The sequence below is a fragment of the Gemmatimonadota bacterium genome, from assembly GCA_021295815.1.
In the GTDB taxonomy this organism is placed as follows: Bacteria; Gemmatimonadota; Gemmatimonadetes; order Longimicrobiales; family Gaopeijiaceae; genus JAGWBQ01.
Genome location: JAGWBQ010000005.1, coordinates 1 through 21,460 on the forward strand (window position 1 = coordinate 1; position 21,460 = coordinate 21,460).

Genomic DNA, 21,460 nt, shown 5'->3' on the forward strand with positions numbered 1-21,460 from the left:
CGCTCAAGTGTCGTACACGACGGTCGACCTGATCATCCCGGCTCACCGCGAGCTCGACGAAACGGACGGATATTCCTCCGCGGACGTCGCAGCCAACAGCAGCGATATTACGATCACGGCAACCGATACAGCAGGCGGCAACCTTACGGTGGCGTTCAACGCAGGCGCCACTCCCGCCACCGGTCAAGGGCAGTGGAGAATCGACAACGCTCCCTCCGGCGGTGTCGTCATCAAGGCGGCGGGCACCGACGCGACCGAGGTGGTTTCGGCGGACTCGATCGCGCTAGACTACGGGCCGACAATACCTTGGACGACCGTGGACGGCGTTTCCGTAGCCTCAGCAAATACCTCGGCCAGCGCGTTCGCGTTCAAGAGGAGTGACGGGACAATCGAGGGCACGGTGGGAACCCGGGTTGACAGCCTGTACGTGAACTCCATCGAAGTTGTCCTCATGGACGGGGCTGGAACGGTGATCGCTGACACTACGGCCGACGACGGCAGCGACAATGGTCTGTACAAGTTCGAGGATCTGCTGGACGGCACCTACCCGATTGCGCTTCAGGTGGGAGCAGTCGGTGGTGTGAATTCCGTAACGGATGCAGACACGACGGGTGTTTGGATGGCTGTCGATGAGATCGTCTGCAACTCCGGGATGGACGACCACGAGGCCGGCACAACGTGGGAATACGGTGATGGTGGATGGGCTTCGGTTGACGCCTGCAACTCCAACGCCTATATGGCTACCCGGACGCTCGCGAATACAGCCCAGGCGGGGGGCGAGGCGGAAGCCAACTTCCGCATGCAGCGCATGAACACCCAGATCCACGGTGTCGTGGCCAACGATCGGACTCCTAAGCAAACGGATGATTTCGGTACGCCGCTGTCACAGGTGTTCGAAGGCTTGACCGTCAACCTCTACACCAGGGCCGATTCCGCGGCGGTTCCGGTGTCGGTGACCCAGACCGTCACTGATGCGGACGGCAGGTACTCCTTCGAGGGCCTGCCTGAAAGCGGTAACTATTGGGTGGGAGCCAACGCCGGCGGATACGATATCGTGCCGAGGTTCGCGCACGTGCCTACCGACGCTACGGCCGACGGCCACATGAACGGTGATCCGACATCCACGGACCTGCCGGCCTGGGACTACGCTACTAGTCAGATCGGTGGAGCTAACCTCGCGGACGGCGACTTGGCATTCCTTTCCAACGGTAACAGTTTGAGGGTGAGGACAGCTGAAAACGACACCAGCTTCATCTATGGTGCGGAAGTCCGACTGGTCAAGTGCACGATGTCCAACAGCAATCTCACTGCCGACCAGGCGACGGGTATCATTACGGGTGACAATCCCTGCACCGAATATGAGATGATGGGTACGCCCGCTGAGACCAGGGTCTGGATCCCTGTTGTTTCGGCAGACCAACGCACGAGCACCTTCTCCAATCTGACAGAGGGCGTTTACCAGGTCCGCACCTATCACCGAAACCACAGTTTCGACAATATTCAGATTATGATCAAGGGTCGCAACGCGCAGACGGTTTCGGTGATCCAGACTGAGAGTTAGGGGAGGTAGCGGTATAGCCTGAACCTTTCAACTCTCCTCAAAGAGGGGACGGTGAACGGAGGCCCTCGCCGGTATTGGCTAAAGGTGGGTGTGCTCGGCTGTCCGGCGGAGGGTTCGGGCGGGAGGGTCGTCTTGCCCACCACATTCCGCGAGGAGGTTGTCGTACTCGCTCCTGGTCCTTTCGGCGATCTTTTTTCATCGCCTTGATCACTTCGACCGAAACTTGGCGGAGCGTCCCGAAATCGATCGGGACGGCCACCCCGTCTCTCGCCCGAGGCAGACGTATCGGGCGCCGATGGAACAAGAGGTTGCCAACGTGCGGGTCCACGGGACGCTCGGGGAACGCATCGGCGACCGCTTCGTGCGAGAACGGCCGCTGTTCGGCCCCTTGGCCCCGCATCCATACCGGCCGGTCGTGCCGAAGAGGCCTGGGCTTTCGGAGGCGCCGGCCCCGTCGCGGACCGCCTGCGCGGCCCCGAGGGTCGAAGTCGAGCATCGCCCACTGGGGAACTACGCACTTGTCGCGGAGAGGTCACCGTGAAAAGGCCCCGTCGCGAAGGCGGCGCATCGTCGCCCAGCTGGCCGACCTGAAGATGCCGGGTGCGCTGGAGAGCCTCGACGAAGCGCTGGCCGGGGTGGACGGCGGCGAGTTCATGGCGGCCGCTCTCCTCGACCGGCTGCTCCACCGGTGCCATATCCGTCAACATCCGGGGCAACAGCTTCCGGATGCGGAGGCGCATGGAGCTGTCGAAGACCATCCACCCGACGGCGTCCGGGGCGGCGGACGCCGAGAGAGCCCGGGAGAGGGGCGAGTCGTGAACCGTCACCACCCGCAACCGGCCCCCGCTTCGGTCGCTACGCTCCCTCCGCAGGGGCCGGTCCGGAATGTGCCATTTTCGATGCCCATTTGACAGGGTGACCTGGTAGCGGTCGAGAAGCTGAAACGAACGACTTCTCCACAAGGAGATCCGGATCAAATTGGGGTTACGGCCGGCCGACGAGCGGATCGAGCGCGTGGAGATCGGCGGGAGATCTTGGTCGCGCTGGAGACCGGGATCGAGTCGGTTCGAACGAGTGCGACGGGACCGGCGGTGGCCGGTTCGTAACTCCGCCCTTGCGCTCTCCCGCTCTTCGCGTAATGTTTCGTGGGGACAGACGTACAGGACCCGTATCACCGTCAAGAGAGGTTGGATGCAGCCGATGCCGCGGAGGGTTGCCCCGGTTTCCCGGACATGCCGCCCTTGCGTTATTCGGCTCGTCTCTCCAAATTTGATCGATGCGAACCTCGCGGGGCGCGGCCTACCCCGGCCCGCCGCCGCACCGTGGCGTCGCGGATCCCCCGTGCGCCATCACTTCCCACCAGGAGGTAGTATGCAGAATTGGGGTAAGAACCTTGCGCCGCTCGCTACGAGTTTGGCGCTGCTCGCAGCGACGGCGGCGGGCGTCCAGGCCCAGACCGGAACGGTTACCGGAACGGTCATGGACGCGGTCAGCGAACAGACCCTCGAATCGGTCCACCTCTCGATTCCGGCCCTCCAGGACGACGGCTGGCTTTCGAACAACGACGGTCGGTTCGTCCTCGTCAACATCCCGGCGGGCACGCATGAGTTGCATGTGCGGCTCATCGGCTACCGGGATCACACTCAGGAGATCACCGTCATCGCCGGTGAGACGAACAACGTCGAGGTGCGGTTGGAGGAGGGAGTCCTGACTCTCCAGGAGATCATCGCCACAGGAGTGGCGGGCGAGACCCCCCGCATCAAGCTCTCGTTCACCGTCGAGAAGGTGGACTTCGAGGAAGCTCCGGTGCCGGCTCCGTCGGCGGACGGACTTCTTCAGGGCCGCGTGGCCGGAGTCAAGGTGCAGAGTTCGTCCGGCAGGCCCGGAGAGCAGTCATCCACCTTGTTACGTGCGCCCACCGGCCTCGCCACGACCAACGCTCCGCTCATGATCATCGACGGCGTGGTCTCGGACAACACCATGGCCGACATCGACGCTCTCGACGTCGAGTCGATCGAGCTCGTCAAGGGTGCGGCGGCGGCCTCGCTCTACGGATCGCGCGCCGCCAATGGCGTCATCGAAATCAGGACCCGCAGAGGCGCCGGTCTGACCATCGACCAGGCCCGGGTCTCGGTTCGCAACGAGTACGGCCAGAACCAGCTCGAGGGCAGCATCGAACTGACCTCGTACCATCCGTACAAGGTCGACGGGAACGGCTTGTTCGTCAACAACGACGGCACTCCCGTCGACTTCTTCGACCTCACCACCGGCAACCCGGTTCTCGACAACGAGTTCAATCCCGGCGAGGCAGGTACGCCGTTCACCTCGTTCCAGGACAACCCTTACCCGGGGACGCTTTACGACCAGGTGGATCGCTTCTTCGATCCCGGTAACACTTATACCCAGTATGTCGCCGCTGAGGGACGAACCGGCTCGACCAACTATCGGGTGTCCTTTTCCAACTCGCGTGACGGCGGCATCCTGCCGGGCAACGAGCTCTTCTACGGAAACGACGGCTTCGGACGTCGCACCTTCCGGGTCAACCTCGACTCTCAGCTCAGGGACAACCTGGACCTCTCGATCAGCACCTACTATGCGAGGTCGATTCAAGACGACGCCGAAGGCTCGTTCTTCAACCTCACCTTCATGGGGCCGAACGTGGATCTGGCAGCGCGCAACGCCGAAGACATGGAGTGCCGCTACGCCGAGGAATTCGGCGGTTGCCTTTACCTGAACCCCGACCCGCGGGCCGGACAGAACAACCCGCTCTATCCGCTCGAGAACCTGGAGTACGACGAGCGCAGGCAGCGCTTCATGGCCTCGGCCAACGCGCGACTCTCACTGACGGACTGGTTCGAGCTCGAGGGAAGCCTCGCCATCGAACGCAACGACTTCCACGCTTTCGATCGGACTCCTCAGGGGTATGTGAATTCGCATTCCTACCCCACGGCTTCCGACTACAATCGGAGCGTCGGGTCCCTCTACCGCTACAACTCGAAGGACGACGACGTCAACGCCTATCTGACGGCGTCCTTCAACCGCGCCTTCGGTGACCTCACCACGCGCACGAAGCTCCGGTACGTCCTCGAGGACGGCCATTTCGAGCAGTTCAGCGCCACGGGGTCGAACTTCACCGTAGCGGGTATTCCACAGTTCAACAACACCGATCCCGAGCAGCGCAGCGCCGCCTCGTTTATCTCCGACATCGTCGCCGAAGGCTACTTCTTCATCACCAACCTCGACTTCCAGGGCAAGTACCTGGGAGACTTCCTGGTGCGCCGCGACGGCTCTTCGCTCTTCGGGCCCGATGCCCGCTGGGCGACCTACTACCGGGCGTCCGGTGGTTGGAGGATGGCTGAGGAGGAGTGGTGGCCGATCGAGCAGCTCGACGAATTCAAGCTACGCTATTCCATCGGATCCGCCGGTGGCAGGCCCCGCTTCGCCTGGCAGTACGAGACCTACAGCGTCAGTGCCGTCAACGGAGCTATCCAGCCCGTGCAGCTGGGCAACAAGGCCTTGAAGCCGCAGCTCTCGGTCGAGCAGGAGATCGGACTCGAGATGCTCGTCATGGGCAAGGCTTTCGTACAGCTCGTCTACGCCGACAACTCCATCACCGACCAGCTCTTGAACGTGCCCCTGCCGGGGTACGCGGGCTTCACCGGTCAGTACCAGAACGCCGGCGCCCTGGAGAGCACCACCTACGAGGCGTCGATCGACTTCCCGATCATCGACCGCCCGGACATGACCTGGACGACCGCGCTCAACTACGATCGCTCGCGTCAGACCATCACCGAGCTCAACCGTCCGCCGTGGCGGAGCGGCCCGCGGTACATCCGAGAGGGCGAGTCCATCGGCACTTTCTACGGTGATCGCTGGGCCACGAGCTGCGCCGATCTTCCCACGGGGACCGACTGCTCGCAGTTCGCGACCAACTCCGACGGTTATTTCGTATATGTCGGTACCGGAAACTCGGCCACCGACGGAATCGCGAAGCAGCTCTGGGGCACGGCGTCGGACGACATGCCCGCCTGCGGAGGCGAGGGGGCGACCACGAGCTACGGCTGGGGTCGTCCGATCAAGGGGCTCGACGCCGAGAACAACTGTTCGCCCTTCCTGCGCATGGGCTACGGTCTTCCCGAATACAACCTGAACTGGAACAACTCGTTCAGGTGGAACAACCTCACGTTAAACGTCCTCCTCGACGGGGAGTTCGGCACCGAGCGGTACAACGGAACCAGGCAGTGGGCGATGCGCGAGTGGCGCGGCGGCGAAGCGGACCAGTCCGGTCTGGCCGACGGCGACAAGAAGCCCGTCGGCTACTACTCCGACGTCTACAACGTCAACTCCGACAACTCGCACTACGTCGAGGACGCGACCTTCGTCAAGGTCCGCGAGCTCGGTCTGCGCTATTCGCTGGATAGCGACATGCTCAGCAACCTTGCGGGTCTGGGCCTGGAATCGGCCGCCGTCTCCCTCACCGGGCGCAACCTCTTCACGTTCACCAACTACCGAGGCTACGACCCCGAGGTGGGCGGGATTCTGAGCGGCGAGGACAACTACGAGTACCCGAACTTCAGGTCGCTGACGGCGGTCCTGGAAGTGGTCTTTTAGAGGAGGAACACACACATGAAGAACTACATCAAGACGCTCGCGCTGGCGCTCGGCCTCGGCATGGCGGCGGCGTGCGGCGACCTTGCGGTCGAGAACCTCAACGCTCCCGACCGCACCAAGGCCATCACCACTCCCAACGACGTGGAGGCTCTCATTTCCGGCGGATTCGCCAACTGGCACCGGGCGGGCAACTACAGCGTCGTCGCACTCACGATGACGTGCCTGGCCGACGGGATGACCTCCTCGTGGGGCAACTTCGGCTGGCGGCACGCCTGCTCGGAGCCCCGCGTTGCCTGGAACAACGAGCCCTCCTGGGGCTACGCCTACCTCACCGACAACACCTGGACCTACTCGTACCGTGCTCTCGCGGGAATGCGCGACGGGCTGGTCGCTATCGAAGGCGGAGTAACGCTCGACGAACAGCACCGCGCCCAGACCTATGCGGCGTTCACGCAAGGTCTCGTGCTGACCCGTCTGGCCAACACCTTCGATCAGGCGTTCATCATCACCGAGGAGACCGACCTCTCCGACCCGAACAACCTGCCGACCCTGGCTTCGTACATGGAGGTCCACCAGGCGGGAATGGCCAGGCTCGATCAGGCCATCTCCATGGCGGGTCAGGGAAGCTTCTCGATCCCCCAGGCCTGGGTGGGATTCGAGGGCGACTGGGACAACGCTCGCTTGATGGGTCTGGCGAACGGATACAAGGCGCGCAACATGATTTCGGTCGCGCGCGACGAGGCGTCCAGAACCGCCACCGACTGGAACGCGGTGCTGGCGGCGGTGGCAGCCGCTCACACCGACGATTACGACCCCTACTACGACGGCGACAACTGGGTTTGGAGCCGGCTCAAGCACCGCTCCGGAGGAGGCGGGTATCCGGGCTGGAACCGTCTCGACATGAACTTCGTCGGCGTGACGGATCAGTCCGGCAACTACCAAGCCTGGCTCAATACTCCGCTAGAGCAGAGGCAGGCGTTCCAGATCGACACGGACGACCGCCGCATCACCGACGGGACTCCGACCGGGGAGGGCCTGTACGCGCGTTACTGGGCGTCGATTCCATTCCGTCCCGAACGCGGCACCTACCACTTCTCCCACTACGGAGACAACCGGTGGAGGCCGCTCTGGGAGAACGACTGGATCGGCAACTACACCGAGTTCCCGGTCAAGGAGCTCGACTTCATCAAGGCCGAGGCCCTTTACCGGACCGGCGACATGCAGGGAGCGCTGGAAATCGTCAACAAGTACCGGACCATGAACGGGCAACTCCCGCCGGCCACTCTCGACGGCGTTTCCGGCCCCCGATGCACGCCGCGACGGCAGTATTCGACCGGTGGCGAGTGCGCGGACTTCTGGGAGGTGCTCAAGTACGAAAAGGCTATGGAGATCTACAACTACGGCGCGGGTACGGCATTCTACGACGACCGCGGCTGGGGCGATCTCATCACGGGCAGCCCCATTCACTTCCCGGTACCCGGTAGCGAGCTCGACCTCCTGCTTCTCGACATATATACCTTCGGCGGAGGAGGACCGGGCTCCGCGCCCAGGATCTTCAACAATTCGACGGACGATGCCACCATCCGTTGGAAGAGGGAGGCGCTCGAGGCCTTCGACCAGGCCATGGCCGAGGAGCGACTGCACCCCGGCGCCATCCGCTAGCGAGGATCGGTACACCGGCATGAAGCCTTTCCAGGCTTCGTGATCGGAGGGGCCGTCGCGTCGAAAGGGCGCGGCGGCCCCGAATCGTATCGGGCAGTCTGCGGACGAAGCCTCCCGCAACCTTCGAGCGACTGACAGGGGCTGCGCAGCTCGAACAACTGATTTCATATCGGCAAGCTGCGAGGTCGCGGCGAACTGGCTCGAGGATCCCGGGGGACTAGCCCGCCTCGTCGATCACCAGCCTGCGCGGCGTCCGGGCGAACCGAAGCCGCATGCGGACCAGCAGGAGCAGCGCCACCACGGCTATCCCGACCGCGAGGCCCCACCAGATGCCCTCCGGACCGTGACCCCAGGTGAAGCCGAGCAGCCAGGAGACCGGGAGTCCGATAGCCCAGAAGGCCACAAGCGAGATCAGCATCGGGACCCGCGTGTCGGCTATCCCGCGCAAGGCTCCGGCAGCGACCACCTGAATCCCGTCGAATACCTGGAAGACTCCGGCGATGGGAATGAGCAGCGCGGTGATCGCCACGACCTCGGGGTCATTGGTGAAAATCTCGGAGACGGTCCGGGGGAAGACGATGAACAGCGCGGCCGTCAAGGTCATGAACCCGGCTCCGGCCAGAAGTCCGGCCCCTGCGGCGCGGCGCGTTCCCCGCGGATTCCGGGCGCCCACGGCCCTGCCCACCAGCACGACGGTAGCCTGCGCGATGCCCACAGGGACCATGAAGGTCTGAGCGGCGAGCATGAGCGCCACCTGATGCGCGGAGACGGTGACCGCTCCCAGACTGCCCATCATGAAGAGGGCGGCTGCGAAGACGCCGAACTCGAGCCCCTGGTGGACTCCGATGGGTGCACCGACCTCGACGATCCGACGTAGGGGCTTCAATCTCGAGACCTCCGGACGATATGCGGCGAGGAAGGGCCGAAGCTGTTTCCAGGCCAGAACCGTCAGGGTGACGAGCATGAACCAGCGCGATATGCTGGTTCCCCACGACGATCCGACGGCGCCGAGCGCGGGTGAGCCCAGGTTGCCGAACACGAGTATCCAGTTGAGGAAGACGTTCACGGCGTTGCCGAGGACGATGGTGATCACCACCGGGCGCACCAGGCCCATTCCCTGAAGGGACTGCCGCAAGACGATGAAGCCGTAGAATGCAAACATCCCCGGGATGAGCGCGCGGGCGTAGGCGCCGGCCAGGGGCACCACTTCAGGATCCTGACGAAGCAGGGGAATGCCGAGCAGGGCGTCGGCGGGGAAGAGCGCCAGCGAAGCCAGTATCGCAAGGGCGAGCGCGAGCACGATTCCTCTCTGGATGGCCCTGGCGATGCCCTCAGGGTCCCGGGCCCCGACAGCCTGGGATACGATGGGGTCGAGCGCGAAGAGCAACCCCATCCCAAAGACGGCGATGGTGAAAAAGTAGCCGTTCCCGAGCGCCACCGCGCCCAGATCGACCGCCGACACCCGCCCCACCATGGCGGTATCGACCAAACCCATCGCCATTATCCCGACCTGAATGAAAGCCACGGGCAGAGCGAGCCCGAGGAGCTCCTTCATTACCTCCCGAGTCGGGAAAAACGTGACGAGACTCATCGGCACCCGAACCCCCGCCGAACCCAGGAGTGCCGACGGCGCCGAGGCCGCCGGTAGGAGCGTTCGGTCCGCACTTCGGTCCCTAACCGGAAAGGAGACGCGGCGAGACCAGGGCTGTCCGACCCGGCCGGCGTCTTGCACCCGCCTCCTCGCACCGGCCGCTCACACCTTGACGATTCGGGGCGCTTGAAAGAGTTTTGGCCTTCCGCACCGGGTACGCACCCCGCGCAACAGGTGCGCACTTCAGCATCATTCCATGTTCAAGACACTGATCGGCCGTTCCATCTTCCTGGCCTTCGTGACCGGCCTGGCCGCGTGGACCCTATACGACAACGGCCTCAAGCTGGGCCTCGACCTCCAGGGCGGCATGCATATCGCGTTGGAGGTGGACGACCCCGAAGGCAACATGTCCGCGGAAGACAAGGCGGACGCCATCGACCAGGTGGACCGGGTGCTGCGCACGCGGATCGACGAATTCGGGGTGGAGGAGCCGCTGATCCAGCAGGTCGGTCCCGAGCGCCTCATCGTCGAGCTCGCCGGCATCGACGACGAGGACCGCGCCAAGTCCATCGTTCAGCGCAACGCCTACCTCGAGTTCAAGCTCGTACAGCCCGTGACCGAGATCGCTTCCGCCTTTCCGCGCATCGACCGCGCCATCGTGGCCGAACTCGGTGTGGACTCGATCCGAGCCTTGGGTCGAGGCGTGACCACGGTCGAGGAGACCACGTCCAGCCTGGAGGATCTTCTGACCACTGCACCCGCCGAGCCCGACTCGGGCGCCGGAGCGACCGAGGAAGATCAGGAGGGAGCGGAAGCCGACGACGAGGGTGACGAGGACGAGGGAACCGCGCCGCTCAACCCGTTCCAGGTTCTTCTTAACCAGGGTGACACGGAAGGCGCCTTCCTCGTCGCCGAAGCCGACGTGGCGACGGTCGACGCCTACCTCGCCATCGACGACGTGCGCCGAGCCGTTCCCCGCAACCTCGCGCTCCACTGGGGCGACGAGCCGGTGGTGCTGGCCGCTCAGACCTATCGCAGGCTCTACGTCCTCGACGAAGACCCGTTCCTCACCGGCGAAGGCCTCGAAAGCGCGGTGGCCGGGCGCGACCCCCAGACCAACCAGCCCGAGGTCCAGTTCAAACTGACCCGTGCCGGAGGGCGTTCCTTCGGCGCCGCCACGGGGGCCAACGTCGGCAGACTCCTGGCCGTGGTGCTCGACGACGAGGTCATGAGCGCGCCGATCATCCAAGACCGGATCAGCCGGAACGGGCGAATCGAGATGGGCGGCGGCGGGATGGCGGAGGCCGCGGACCTCGCCCTGGTGCTGCGCGCAGGTGCGCTTCCGGCCCGGATCAACATCGTGGAGGAGCGCACCGTCGGTCCCTCGCTGGGCCAGGACTCGGTGGATCAGGGGCGCGTCGCGGGCATCGTAGGCATCGCCTTCGTGATCGTCATCATGCTGGCCTACTACCGGGTGGCGGGGGCGCTGGCGATACTGGCGCTCGGCATCTACGTCCTACTTGTGCTAGGCGGACTCGCCGGATTCGAGGCCACCCTGACACTGCCGGGCATCGCCGGCCTCATCCTCTCCATCGGCATGGCGGTAGACGCCAACGTACTCATCTTCGAACGAATTCGCGAGGAGCTGGGGTCGGGCAGACCCGTTCACAAAGCGGTAGGCGAGGGATTCCGACAGGCCCTCTCCGCGATCGTCGACGCCAACATCACCACCCTGATCACCGCGCTCATTCTCTATCAGTTCGGTACAGGTCCGGTGCGAGGGTTCGCAGTCACGCTCTCGATCGGCATCATCGCCTCCTTCTTCTCGGCAATCTTCGTGAGCCGCACCTTCTTCATAGCCTACCTGAAGTATCGCAGGGCCGGCTCCTCGCTCGCGATCTGACACCATGAGAATATTCTCCAACGCCAGCTTCCGCTTCATCGAAGGGCGGCGCATCGCCTACGTCGTCTCCGGCGTCATTCTCACCGCCGGCATCACGGCCATGGTGGTGAACGCATTTTCCATCGGGAGTTGGCAGAACTACGGCGTCGACTTCACCGGCGGATCGCTGGTCCAGGTGGCTTTCGACGAGGCCGGCGAAGGCAGGGACGCGGGCGGCCTTAGGGCCGCGCTCGGCGGAGCCGGCGCACCGGACATCACCCGCTTCGGAAGCGAGCTCGAGTTCGTGATTCGCACCCCGGTGCCCGAAGGCGCTTCCATCGCCGATGTCGCGAACGAACTGGAGGCGGAGCTCGCGGCCACCTACGGGGAAGGCGCGCCCGAGGTGGTGCGAACGGAGGCGGTCACCGCCAAGGTGGGCAGCGAACTTCAGACCAAGGCCCTCTCCGCCATCCTCTTCTCCTTCCTCCTCACGCTCGTCTATCTCGCCTTTCGTTTCGAGGTGCGCTTCGGACTCGCCGCAGTCATCGCCACCGCGCACGACATCCTTATCACCCTCGGCTTCCTGGCCATCTTCCGGGTCGAGATCGCTCTGGCGACCGTGGCCGCGATCCTAACCATCGTCGGCTACTCGCTCAACGACACCATCGTCGTCTTCGACCGCGTCCGCGAAAATCTGAACAAGAAGGGGGGTGCGCGGCGCGATCCCGTCGAGCTGGTGAACGCCTCCATAAACGAGACCCTTCCAAGAACGGTGCTCACCTCGGGAACGACGCTGGTGGTGCTCCTCTCTCTCCTCCTTCTCGGCGGCAGCGTGATCCGCGACTTCACCCTCGTGCTCATTCTGGGTGTGATCGTAGGAACCTACTCTTCCATATTCGTCGCCTCTCCGGCTCTCATCGAGATCCGCAGACGTTTCGGGGCGGGCAGGACCGCAGGCGCGAATCCCCGAATCGAGCCGAGGACGGCGAGGGCGAGAGCGTAGCGCCGTGACCGACCGGCTGCCGGAGCTCTTCGACAGCCACTGTCACCTCACGGCTCCGGCATTCGCCCACGATCTCGAACACGTTCTGGAGCGGGCCCAGGCCGCAGGCGTCGGCCGCTGGGTGACGATCGGTTCGGATGTGGAGGACTCTCGGGCGGCGCTCGCCCTTGCGAGAAGGGCGGGCGGCTGGGCGACCGCCGGCTGCCATCCGCACGAGGCTGATAACTCCGACGCCTCCACCGTCGGCCGGATAAGGAAGTTGGCGACCGAGCCCGAGGTCGTGGCCGTCGGCGAGACCGGTCTCGACTATCATTACGGCCGTTCGTCCGGGAAAACGCAGCGCGAGCTCTTCACCAGGCATCTCGCGCTCGGCGCCGAACTCGGCCTTCCCGTCGTGGTACACGCGCGCGACGCGGACGCCGACGTCGCGGACGCCATTTCGAAGGCGCCGGTCCGGACGCTCGGCGTGCTGCACTGCTTCACCGGGGGAGCGCGCGCCTTCGAAGCGGCCATGGCGCGCGACTGGTATCTCTCGCTCTCGGGGATCGCCTCCTTCAAGAACTTCGCCGCCGCGGACCTGGTGCGAAAGGTCTCCCACGACCGTCTCCTGATCGAGACCGATTCGCCCTACCTGAGCCCGGTGCCGTTCAGGGGAAGGCGAAACGAGCCCGCGCATCTGCTCCATGTGGCCGAGGCGGTCGGCCGGCTGCTCGGGATGACGGTCGTCGAGGTCGCGCGCATGACGACCGGGAACGCTCTTCGTTTCTACGGTTTGAACGGCGATGCGGCCGGCGGAGGGATGGGGCCGTATGGCGGCTAGCGTCCGCCCGGGTGCGGTCCGGGTGCTCCCAGACTCGGTGGCGAACCAGATCGCCGCCGGAGAGGTGGTGGAAAGGCCGGCCTCGGTGGTTAAGGAACTGGTGGAAAACGCACTCGACGCCGGAGCCTCCAGGATCGATATCGATATCGAGGCGGGCGGTCGACGCCTGATCCGGGTCGCCGACGACGGATGCGGCATGGTGCGTAGAGACGCCATCCTGGCGCTGGAGCGCCACGCCACCAGCAAGATCGAACACGCCTCCGACCTGGCAGGGGTGGCCACGCTCGGCTTTCGGGGCGAGGCGCTGCCCTCGGTGGTCGCGGTCTCCCGGACGGTCATCGACACCCGAGCCGAGGACGAAGCTGTCGGCACCCGGGTCAAGGCGTCCGGCGGCGTGATAGCTTCGGTGGCGGACCACGCGCGCACCTGCGGCACCACGGTCGAGGTCCGTTCTCTCTTCTTCAACGCGCCTGCGCGGGCGAAGTTCATGAAGTCCGCAGCCGCCGAGGCGCGGGTGACGGCGGAGGTCGTGACCGGGCTGGCCGTGGCCAATCCCCCGATCGGCTTCGCGTTGCGCTCGGGCCGACGAGCGCTGCTCGACCTTGCTCCCGCCGAAAGCGCGCTCGAACGTGTGAAGGACCTCTGGGGCGAGAAGGCCGAGACCCTGATCGAGCTGGCGGCGGAGGCTGACGGCTACACCCTGCGCGGACTTGCGCAGCGCCCCGACGCCGCGCGTCCCGGCGGCAGACGCGCTTACCTGGTTGTGGGGGCGCGCCCGGTGCGCGAGCCCCGCCTGCTGCGCGCCGCCGAACGCGGATATCTCACGACCATCCCTGAAGGAGCCGTCCCCTGGGTCTTCCTCTACTTGGAGGCTCCTGCGGGATACGTGGATGTGAACGTGCATCCCGCGAAGGCCGAGGTTCGCTTCCGGGAGCTCCGACGAGTGGAGGAGCTTGTGGAGAGCGCGGTGCGCGATGCGATGAGGGGCGTGGCGAGCGGGGCCAGCTTCGCGGACGGCCGCACCGACGCCTACACCCCGGACGGCCGCCCGCGGACCGATCCGGGCGGCGTCGCCGAGGGCGGTGGACGGGGCTACCGCGGCGGCTTCGCGGAAGGCGGTCACGGGCGCCACCCGGACCCCGGAACCGGTGACCAGGCTGCGGCCGGGGAGCGGCGTCGGACGGACGCCGACCTCTTCGGCCCAGGTCGTCCGACCCACCTTACCGGCTCGCACCCGCCCGAGGCCGGACGCTCTCCTTCGCCGCGCATGTGGCAGGCGCTCAACACCTACATACTCGCCGAGGTCACCGAAGGGCTCCTGGTCGTGGATCAGCACTCCGCCCACGAAAGGGTCCTCTTCCACCGTCTTATGGCCCGGTTCCGGAGGGGTGGGGCCGAGTCGCAGCGTCTCCTCTTCCCGGTGACAGCGCGACTGAGCAGAGCCGAGTTCGCGCAGGTGCTCGAACTGTCCTCGGTCCTCGCCGCCGCCGGGTTCGAAACCGACGTCTTCGGCGTCGACACCGTGATTCTGCGCGGCGCTCCCAACCCGCATCCCTACTTCGACGCCGAGCGCGCCTTCCTCGAAATGGTCGGAGAGCTCGCCGCCGGGTCGGAGCTCGTCCGTTCAGCGCGGAACCAGTACGAGAAGATCGCCATGACCTTCGCCTGCAAGGGGGCGATCAAGGCCGGGCAACCTCTCGCCGAGGCCGAGATGCGGGAGCTCTTCGACCAGCTCTTCGCCACCGACCTTCCGTACCACGACGTGCACGGCCGGCCGACCATCGTGCGGCTTCAGGCGAGCGAGATCGCGCGGCGCTTCGGCAGGTGACCGAGGCTCTGGTCGGCAGGTGACCGAGGCTCTGGCCATAGTCGGAGCCACCGCGACCGGCAAGACGGCCCTGTCGCTGGCGCTCGCTGAAACGATTCCGGCCGAGGTGATCTCGATGGATTCGCGCCAGATCTATCGCGGCATGGACATCGGAACCGGAAAGGTCGAGCCGGCGGAGGCGACCGGCGTTCCCCACTGGGGCATCGACCTGGTCGAACCGACGGAGAGCTTTTCCGCCGGGGAGTTCGCCAGAGCGGCGCGCGGCTGGATCGGCGACATACGCGATCGCGGCCGGCTGCCGCTCCTCGTGGGCGGTACAGGGTTCTACCTGAGGGCGCTCGTTCATCCCGTCTTCCGAGAACCCGAGCTCGACCGCGAGAGGACCGCCCGACTGCGCAGCTATCTCGCGCAGGTGCCGCTCGAGCGGCTCGAAGACCTGGTGGGCGCGCTCGACCCGGTCCGCGCGGAGATGGCTGTCGCCGGCGGGCGGCAGAGAATGAGCCGCACGGTCGAGCTGGCGCTTCTGACCGGACGGCCGCTCTCCTGGTGGCACGCCTCCGCTCCGCCTGAAGCTCCGCCCGTCGCGGCTCGCACCGTCCACCTCATCCTGGATCGCGACGAGCTCCATCGGCGGATAGACGCCCGCGTGCGCTCCATGGTTGGGAAAGGCCTGGCCGACGAGGTGCGCGGGCTGCTCGACGCGGGCTGCTCGACCGAGTCGCCCGGGATGTCCGCAATGGGGTATCGGGAAATGGCCGAACACCTCGCCGGCAGGATTTCCCTGGAGGAGGCGATTGACCTGATGACCAGATCGACCCGACACTACGCCCGGCGCCAACTGACCTGGTTCCGAAATCAGTTGCCCGCCGACACGGTCCAGGTGAGCGCCGCCCTCGCCCTCGACGCGCAGGTGGGCGCGGCCCTGGAGGCGATCCGGTGAAGATCGGGATCACCTGCTATCCCACCTACGGCGGCTCGGGGGCCGTGGCGACCGAGCTCGGCATAGTCCTCGCGGAGCGGGGACACGACGTGCACTTCATCTCGTACGATCAGCCCTTCCGGCTCGATCGCTTCCGCGAGCGGGTCTACTTCCACGCCGTCGAGATGGAAGACTATCCGCTCTTCGAGCATCCTCCCTATGCGCTGGCGCTCGCTGTCGCACTCCACGACGTGGCGCTCAAGGCGGAGCTCGACCTGGTGCACGTGCACTACGCAATCCCACATGCCACTTCGGCGTGGATCGCCGCCGAGATGCTCGGTGAGACGCACGGCCTTCCCGTGGTTACCACGCTCCACGGCACCGACGTGACCCTGGTCGGCCTCCACCCCTCGTTCCACGCCATCACGCGTTTTTCCATCGTCCGCTCCGCAGGTATCACGGCGGTTTCCGATTTCCTGAAGCGACAGACGGTTTCCGACTTCGCGGTACCCGGCGAGCGCATCACCGTCGTCCCCAATTTCGTGGACACCGAGGTCTACCGACCCGACCGCGGCCGCCACCACCGCCAGGCCCTCGCGGAGGCCGACGAAAAGGTCGTCCTGCACGTCTCCAATTTCCGGCCGGTGAAGAGGGTGGTCGACGTGGTCGAGATCTTCGCGAATCTGCGGCGGGAGGTGGAGGCGAGGCTGGTTTTCGTCGGTGACGGTCCCGAGCGGGCGCGGGCGATCCTGCGGGCCGAGGAGCTGGGGGTGGGCGAACGGGTGATCTTTCTTGGAAAACACATGGCGGTCCACGAAATCCTGCCCAGCGCCGATCTCTTTCTGCTCCCCTCGGAGAGCGAGTCGTTCGGGCTGGCCGCGCTTGAGGCGATGGCCTGCGGCGTACCGGTCGTGGCGAGCGACGCGGGCGGCATTCCGGAGGTCGTCGAGCACGGAGAGACCGGCTACCTCTTCCCGCCCGGCGCGGTGGAGGCCATGACCGCAGGCGCGGTGGAGATCCTGGGGAAGCCCGGACGACGGGAGGAGTTCGGGCAGGCGGCGCGAGCGCTCGCGGCCGAGCGTTTTTCGAAGGAGAAGATCGCTCCGCGCTACGAAGCCTATTACCGTACCGTCATGAACGGCGAGGTTCCGTCCGGTCGGGAGCCGTGAGCCTCTGGGAAGCGGCGCTGCTGGGGCTCGTCCAGGGGGCGACCGAGTTTCTGCCCGTGTCGAGTTCCGGCCATCTCGTACTGACGCAGAGCGCACTCGGACTCGCTCTTCCGGGTGTGGTCTTCGAGGTCGCGCTCCACGTCGCCACCCTCATCTCGGTGGTCTGGGCCTACAACCGTCGGATCGCCTGGCTGATCCGCGGGATGTTTGCACTCGATGGCGCTGCGGTCCGGTACCTGGGCGCCCTCGTCCTGGCAACCCTGCCCGCCGCCCTCCTGGGCCTGCTCGCCGGCGACCGGCTGGCCGCGCTCTTCGAAGACGCCCAGGTCGCTGCCGGCTCCCTTCTCGTTACCGGCCTGGTACTCTGGTCGACCAGGCGAGCGAGGCGAGGCGAGGCCGACGGCGCGGACGTGCCCGGCTGGCGACAAGCCCTCCTGATCGGTCTGGCCCAGGCGCTCGCGCTCGTGCCCGGCATATCGCGCGCCGGGATGACGGTCGCGGCCGGACTCTTCCTGGGTTTGCGCGGCAGGGATTCGGCGCGCTTCTCCTTCCTGATGGCGATTCCGGCCATCGCGGGAGCCGCGGTCCTCAGTCTGCCGGAGGCGATCCGCGGGACGAGAGCGGCCGGCGGTGACATGGCGCTACCGCTCGCCGTCGGATTCCTCGTTGCGGCGGTTACCGGCGTCGTCGCCATTCGCGCGCTTGTCGGCGCGCTGACCCGCGGCGGTCTGCACTGGTTCGCGCCTTACTGCTGGCTCGTCGGCGGCATCGGGCTGCTATGGCTTGTCGCCGGCGGCTGGGGCTAGGCCGCGCCAGGGCCGCTACTCTCCCGAAAGCTCCATTGATCTGCCGCGTGCGTCCGCGAGCGCGCTTTCCGGGTCGGGATAGAAGCGGATGCCCTCCTTCTGAAGGATGCCCATCCGGGCCATCTCCTCGGCCACCTCGGGCTGCACGCCCCAGAAGTAACAGTGGGTGTCGGAGGCGAGAAGGTTCCTGGTCAGGTCCGCGAGCGCGATGCACGCGGTCGGATCGATATAGTAGACGTGCCTCATGCCGAAGACGCATCCCGCCAAACGCCTGTCTTTCAGCGACACGAGATCGGACACCGCGTTCACCGTCCCGTAGAAGAGGGCTCCCCGGAAACTGACGACCTCTACGTTGGGAGGGGGCTCCGACGGAAGCGGGCCGATCGGGACCAGAGGCTGGTAGTCGAGCATCGCCCGGTCTCCGCGCGTCACCTGGACGAAGTCGCGTATGCGCCGGACGAGAAGGAGCGCCGAGACCCCGATCCCAAGCGGCAATACCCAGCGTATGTCCCAGAAGAGAGTCGCACCGAGCGTCAGAAGCAGTACGAACCGCTCTCCCCAAGATGCCAGCCAGAACCGGCGGATGCGACCCACCTCGATCATCTGGAACGACACGAGCAGCAGCACGGCGGCCAGCGAGGTCAGCGGAACGTAGGAGAGCGCTCCCGCCAATGTGAGCACGAAAACGGCTACGATCACCGCATGGAAGATGCCGGCGAGCGACGAACGAGCGCCGCTGCCGAGGCAGACCGCGGTTCTGGCCACGCAACCTCCAACCGGCAATCCGCCCCAGATGGCGGTCGCGACGTTGCCGGCGCCTAGAGCCAGGAACTCGCGGTCCACGTTGACCGGGGTGCCGCGCTGCCTGCAAGCCATCAGAGACGAGAAGATCGACTCGGAGCTGGCGAGGAATGCGATGGCCACGGCGAAGAGCGAAAGGTCGCTCGCATGTTCCCAGCTCGGGAGCTCGGGGAAGGGCAGGGAGTTCGGGATGGCGCCGAATACGGTTCCGACGGTGGACACTTGCAGATCTAGAGCCCGGACGAGCACCGCCCCGACCAGGAGCGCAAGCGGATAGGCGGTCGCTTTCGGCAGAAAACGCCTGGCGAGGAAGATCGTGGCGAGCGTGGCGAGACCTACCGCGAAGGTGGTGGCATGGAAGCCGTCGAACCGATCCCACAGGCCTTCCATGATGAAGACGAAGTTGTGGGAGTGGGACGCCTCGCCGGGGCCGTGCTCATGGGCGCTGGCTCCGAGCCCCAGAAAGGGTACGATCTGGCCGGCGGCGATCACAAGCCCCATGCCGCTCACGAAACCGGTCACCACCGACTGCGGCATCGACTCCACCAGGAATCCGATGCGCATCGCGGCCACGATCAGCAGCAGCAGCCCGGCGGACAGGGTCGCCGTGAAAAGACCGCCAAGACCGAAGCCTTCGATCACGACAACCGAGATCAGTATGCAGGACTCGGTGGGACCACCGATCTGGAATCGCGAAGGGCTGAGAAGCGATATCACCGCGCCCCCGACGATGATGCCGACGAGCCCGGTCTGCGGCGGGGCTCCTGCCGCGATAGCCACGACCAGCCCGAGGGGGACCGCGATGACCGCGACCGCGAGTCCCGAGGAGAGGTCGGCGCCCAGATCCTTGCCGGAGTAGCCGCGCGGGACGACGCGACCGTACTCGGAGGCGAGCAAGGACATGAATCTTGGCATGGGGCCGAACCTACCCGGTCGGATCGACGCTTGTTCCTGACTCGCCGACGGCGCTCAAGACCGCGGCCTTCCGCCGAAGATCGGCTTCTCTACCGGTTAAGCGAGGGGCCGACCACCCCTGCAGGATGATCGGCCCCGGGCCGCCGCACGACTCGAAAATCCTACGCGGCCCGCCCCGTTCCGAGGCTCGCGCGGCTCGGCCGGGAACGGCCGTCCGCTTGTGGGCCCCTAGTACATCCCGCCCATGTCGCCGGCCCCCGGAGGACCGCCCGCAGAAGCCTTCTCCTCCTCGGGAATCTCCACGACCACCGCTTCGGTGGTGAGAAGCAGGCCGGCGATGGACGAGGCGTTTTGAAGCGCCGTGCGCACGACCTTGGTCGGGTCGATCACGCCGGCGGAGGTCAGGTTCTCGTACTCGCCGGTGAGGGCGTTGTAGCCGTAGGCTCCCTCGCCGCCGCGAATCCGGTCCACCACGATGCTCCCGTCGACGCCGGCGTTCTCGGCGATCTGCCTGACGGGATGCTCGAGCGCCCGAGAGAGGATGTTGACCCCGACCACCTCGTCCTCACTTTCGGGAGTGACGGAATCGAGCACGGACTGCACCCGGAGCAGCGCGACGCCGCCGCCGGGAACGATGCCCTCTTCGACGGCGGCACGGGTCGCGTGGAGCGCGTCCTCGACCAAAGCCTTCTTCTCCTTCATCTCGGTCTCGGTGGCCGCACCCACGTTGATCACCGCGACGCCGCCGGCGAGCTTCGCCAGACGTTCCTGAAGCTTCTCGCGGTCGTAGTCGGAGGTGGACTTGTCGATGGCGACGCGGATCTCGTCGATGCGACCCTTGATCCTGTCGCCGTCACCGCCACCGTCGATGATGGTGGTGTCGTCCTTGTCGATCACCACCCTCTTGGCGTGGCCCAGATCGGAGGCCACGGCGTTTTCGAGCTTGAAGCCGACCTCCTCGGAGATCACCTGACCGCCGGTCAGGATCGCGATGTCCTGGAGCATGGCCTTGCGCCGGTCGCCGAATCCGGGGGCCTTGACCGCCGCGACCTTCAACGTGCCGCGCAGCTTGTTCACGACGAGGGTCGCCAGCGCCTCGCCCTCGACGTCCTCCGCGACGATGAGCAGCGGACGCCCGGACTGCGCCACCTTCTCGAGGATGGGCAGCAGGTCCTTCATCGCACTGATCTTCTTGTCGTGGATGAGGATCATGGGCTCGTCGAGCACCGACTCCATCCGCTCCGGATCGGTGACGAAGTAGGGGGAGAGGTAGCCTCGGTCGAACTGCATGCCCTCGACGGTGTCGAGAGTGGTGTCGAGGCCGCGCGCCTCCTCCACTGTGATCACGCCGTCCTTGCCCACCTTCTCCATGGCGTCGGAGATGAGCTCGCCGATCTCGGCGTTGTTGTTGGCGGAGATGGCGCCTACCTGCGCGATCTCCCGCCTGCCCTTGGTCTCGACCGAGAGGCCCTGGAGCTCGGCCACCGCCCGCTCCACCGCCCTGTCGATGCCGCGCCGGATCCCCATGGGGTTGGTGCCGGCGGTGACGTTCTTGAGGCCCTCGCCGAATATGGCCTGCGCGAGGACGGTCGCGGTGGTGGTGCCGTCGCCGGCCACGTCCGAGGTCTTGGTGGCGACCTCCTTCACCATCTGGGCTCCCATGTTCTCGACGGGGTGCTCGAGCTCGACCTCCTTGGCCACGGACACGCCGTCCTTGGTGACGGTCGGGGAGCCGAACTTGCGATCCAGAACGACGTTACGACCCTTGGGGCCGAGCGTCACGCGGACCGCCTTCGCGAGCTTGTCGACGCCGGTCTTCAGGCGTGACCGCGCCTCGACATCAAACACCAGCTCTTTGGCTGCCATGCTTGTTTCTCCTTGTTTCTGTTGGG

General features: G+C 65.9%; 14 protein-coding genes. 11 read left to right on the forward strand and 3 right to left on the reverse strand.

Annotated features, from left to right (window positions below; all coding sequences use genetic code 11):
* The 4 genes from J4G12_02750 to J4G12_02765 all read left to right on the forward strand — a co-directional run.
* On the forward strand, positions 1 to 1,561 hold a 1,561-nt coding region (locus J4G12_02750; protein ID MCE2454725.1), incomplete at its 5' end, for a hypothetical protein.
* Between the two features lie 518 nt (positions 1,562 to 2,079).
* Positions 2,080 to 2,472 carry a hypothetical protein gene (locus tag J4G12_02755; GenBank protein ID MCE2454726.1) on the forward strand — a complete coding sequence of 131 codons (393 nt, stop codon included), beginning with the start codon at positions 2,080 to 2,082 and terminating at the stop codon, positions 2,470 to 2,472.
* A 460-nt stretch (positions 2,473 to 2,932) separates the two neighbouring features.
* Positions 2,933 to 6,172, forward strand: a complete 3,240-nt coding sequence (locus tag J4G12_02760) for a SusC/RagA family TonB-linked outer membrane protein (protein MCE2454727.1) — start codon at positions 2,933 to 2,935, stop codon at positions 6,170 to 6,172.
* Between the two features lie 15 nt (positions 6,173 to 6,187).
* Positions 6,188 to 7,834 carry a hypothetical protein gene (locus J4G12_02765; protein MCE2454728.1) on the forward strand — a complete coding sequence of 549 codons (1,647 nt, stop codon included), beginning with the start codon at positions 6,188 to 6,190 and terminating at the stop codon, positions 7,832 to 7,834.
* Between the two features lie 217 nt (positions 7,835 to 8,051).
* On the opposite strand, the gene J4G12_02770 is transcribed toward J4G12_02765, so the two are convergent.
* Positions 8,052 to 9,425: an MATE family efflux transporter gene (locus J4G12_02770; GenBank protein ID MCE2454729.1), complete on the reverse strand. Its 1,374-nt coding sequence runs from the start codon at positions 9,423 to 9,425 to the stop codon at positions 8,052 to 8,054.
* A gap of 256 nt (positions 9,426 to 9,681) precedes the next feature.
* On the opposite strand from J4G12_02770, the gene secD reads away from it, so the two are divergent.
* Genes secD through J4G12_02805 form a run of 7 tightly spaced genes read left to right on the forward strand, consistent with a single transcriptional unit; the run spans position 9,682 to position 17,852 of the window.
* Positions 9,682 to 11,328, forward strand: coding sequence for a protein translocase subunit SecD (gene secD, locus J4G12_02775; protein MCE2454730.1), 1,647 nt, complete (start codon positions 9,682 to 9,684; stop codon positions 11,326 to 11,328).
* Between the two features lie 4 nt (positions 11,329 to 11,332).
* A complete protein-coding gene (gene secF / locus J4G12_02780; GenBank protein MCE2454731.1) occupies positions 11,333 to 12,310 on the forward strand; it encodes a protein translocase subunit SecF in 978 nt (325 codons plus the stop codon).
* Between the two features lie 4 nt (positions 12,311 to 12,314).
* The gene (locus J4G12_02785) at positions 12,315 to 13,130 is read left to right on the forward strand and encodes a TatD family hydrolase (protein MCE2454732.1); all 816 of its coding nucleotides are present in this window, start codon (positions 12,315 to 12,317) and stop codon (positions 13,128 to 13,130) included.
* Entirely contained in the window at positions 13,120 to 14,958 is a 1,839-nt protein-coding gene (mutL, locus tag J4G12_02790) for a DNA mismatch repair endonuclease MutL (GenBank protein MCE2454733.1), read from the forward strand. Before J4G12_02785 ends, mutL begins: the two co-directional genes overlap by 11 nt.
* A 19-nt stretch (positions 14,959 to 14,977) precedes the next feature.
* Positions 14,978 to 15,898, forward strand: coding sequence for a tRNA (adenosine(37)-N6)-dimethylallyltransferase MiaA (gene miaA / locus J4G12_02795; GenBank protein ID MCE2454734.1), 921 nt, complete (start codon positions 14,978 to 14,980; stop codon positions 15,896 to 15,898).
* Positions 15,895 to 17,046, forward strand: coding sequence for an N-acetyl-alpha-D-glucosaminyl L-malate synthase BshA (bshA, locus tag J4G12_02800; protein ID MCE2454735.1), 1,152 nt, complete (start codon positions 15,895 to 15,897; stop codon positions 17,044 to 17,046). The genes miaA and bshA overlap by 4 nt, the downstream gene beginning before the upstream one ends.
* Positions 17,043 to 17,852, forward strand: a complete 810-nt coding sequence (locus J4G12_02805) for an undecaprenyl-diphosphate phosphatase (protein MCE2454736.1) — start codon at positions 17,043 to 17,045, stop codon at positions 17,850 to 17,852. The genes bshA and J4G12_02805 overlap by 4 nt, the downstream gene beginning before the upstream one ends.
* 15 nt (positions 17,853 to 17,867) lie before the next feature.
* On the opposite strand, the gene J4G12_02810 is transcribed toward J4G12_02805, so the two are convergent.
* Together J4G12_02810 and groL are read right to left on the reverse strand one after the other, a co-directional pair.
* Positions 17,868 to 19,568, reverse strand: a complete 1,701-nt coding sequence (locus J4G12_02810) for a SulP family inorganic anion transporter (GenBank protein ID MCE2454737.1) — start codon at positions 19,566 to 19,568, stop codon at positions 17,868 to 17,870.
* A 228-nt stretch (positions 19,569 to 19,796) separates the two neighbouring features.
* Positions 19,797 to 21,434, reverse strand: a complete 1,638-nt coding sequence (gene groL, locus J4G12_02815; protein ID MCE2454738.1) for a chaperonin GroEL — start codon at positions 21,432 to 21,434, stop codon at positions 19,797 to 19,799.
* Positions 21,435 to 21,460: the final 26 nt, after the last annotated feature.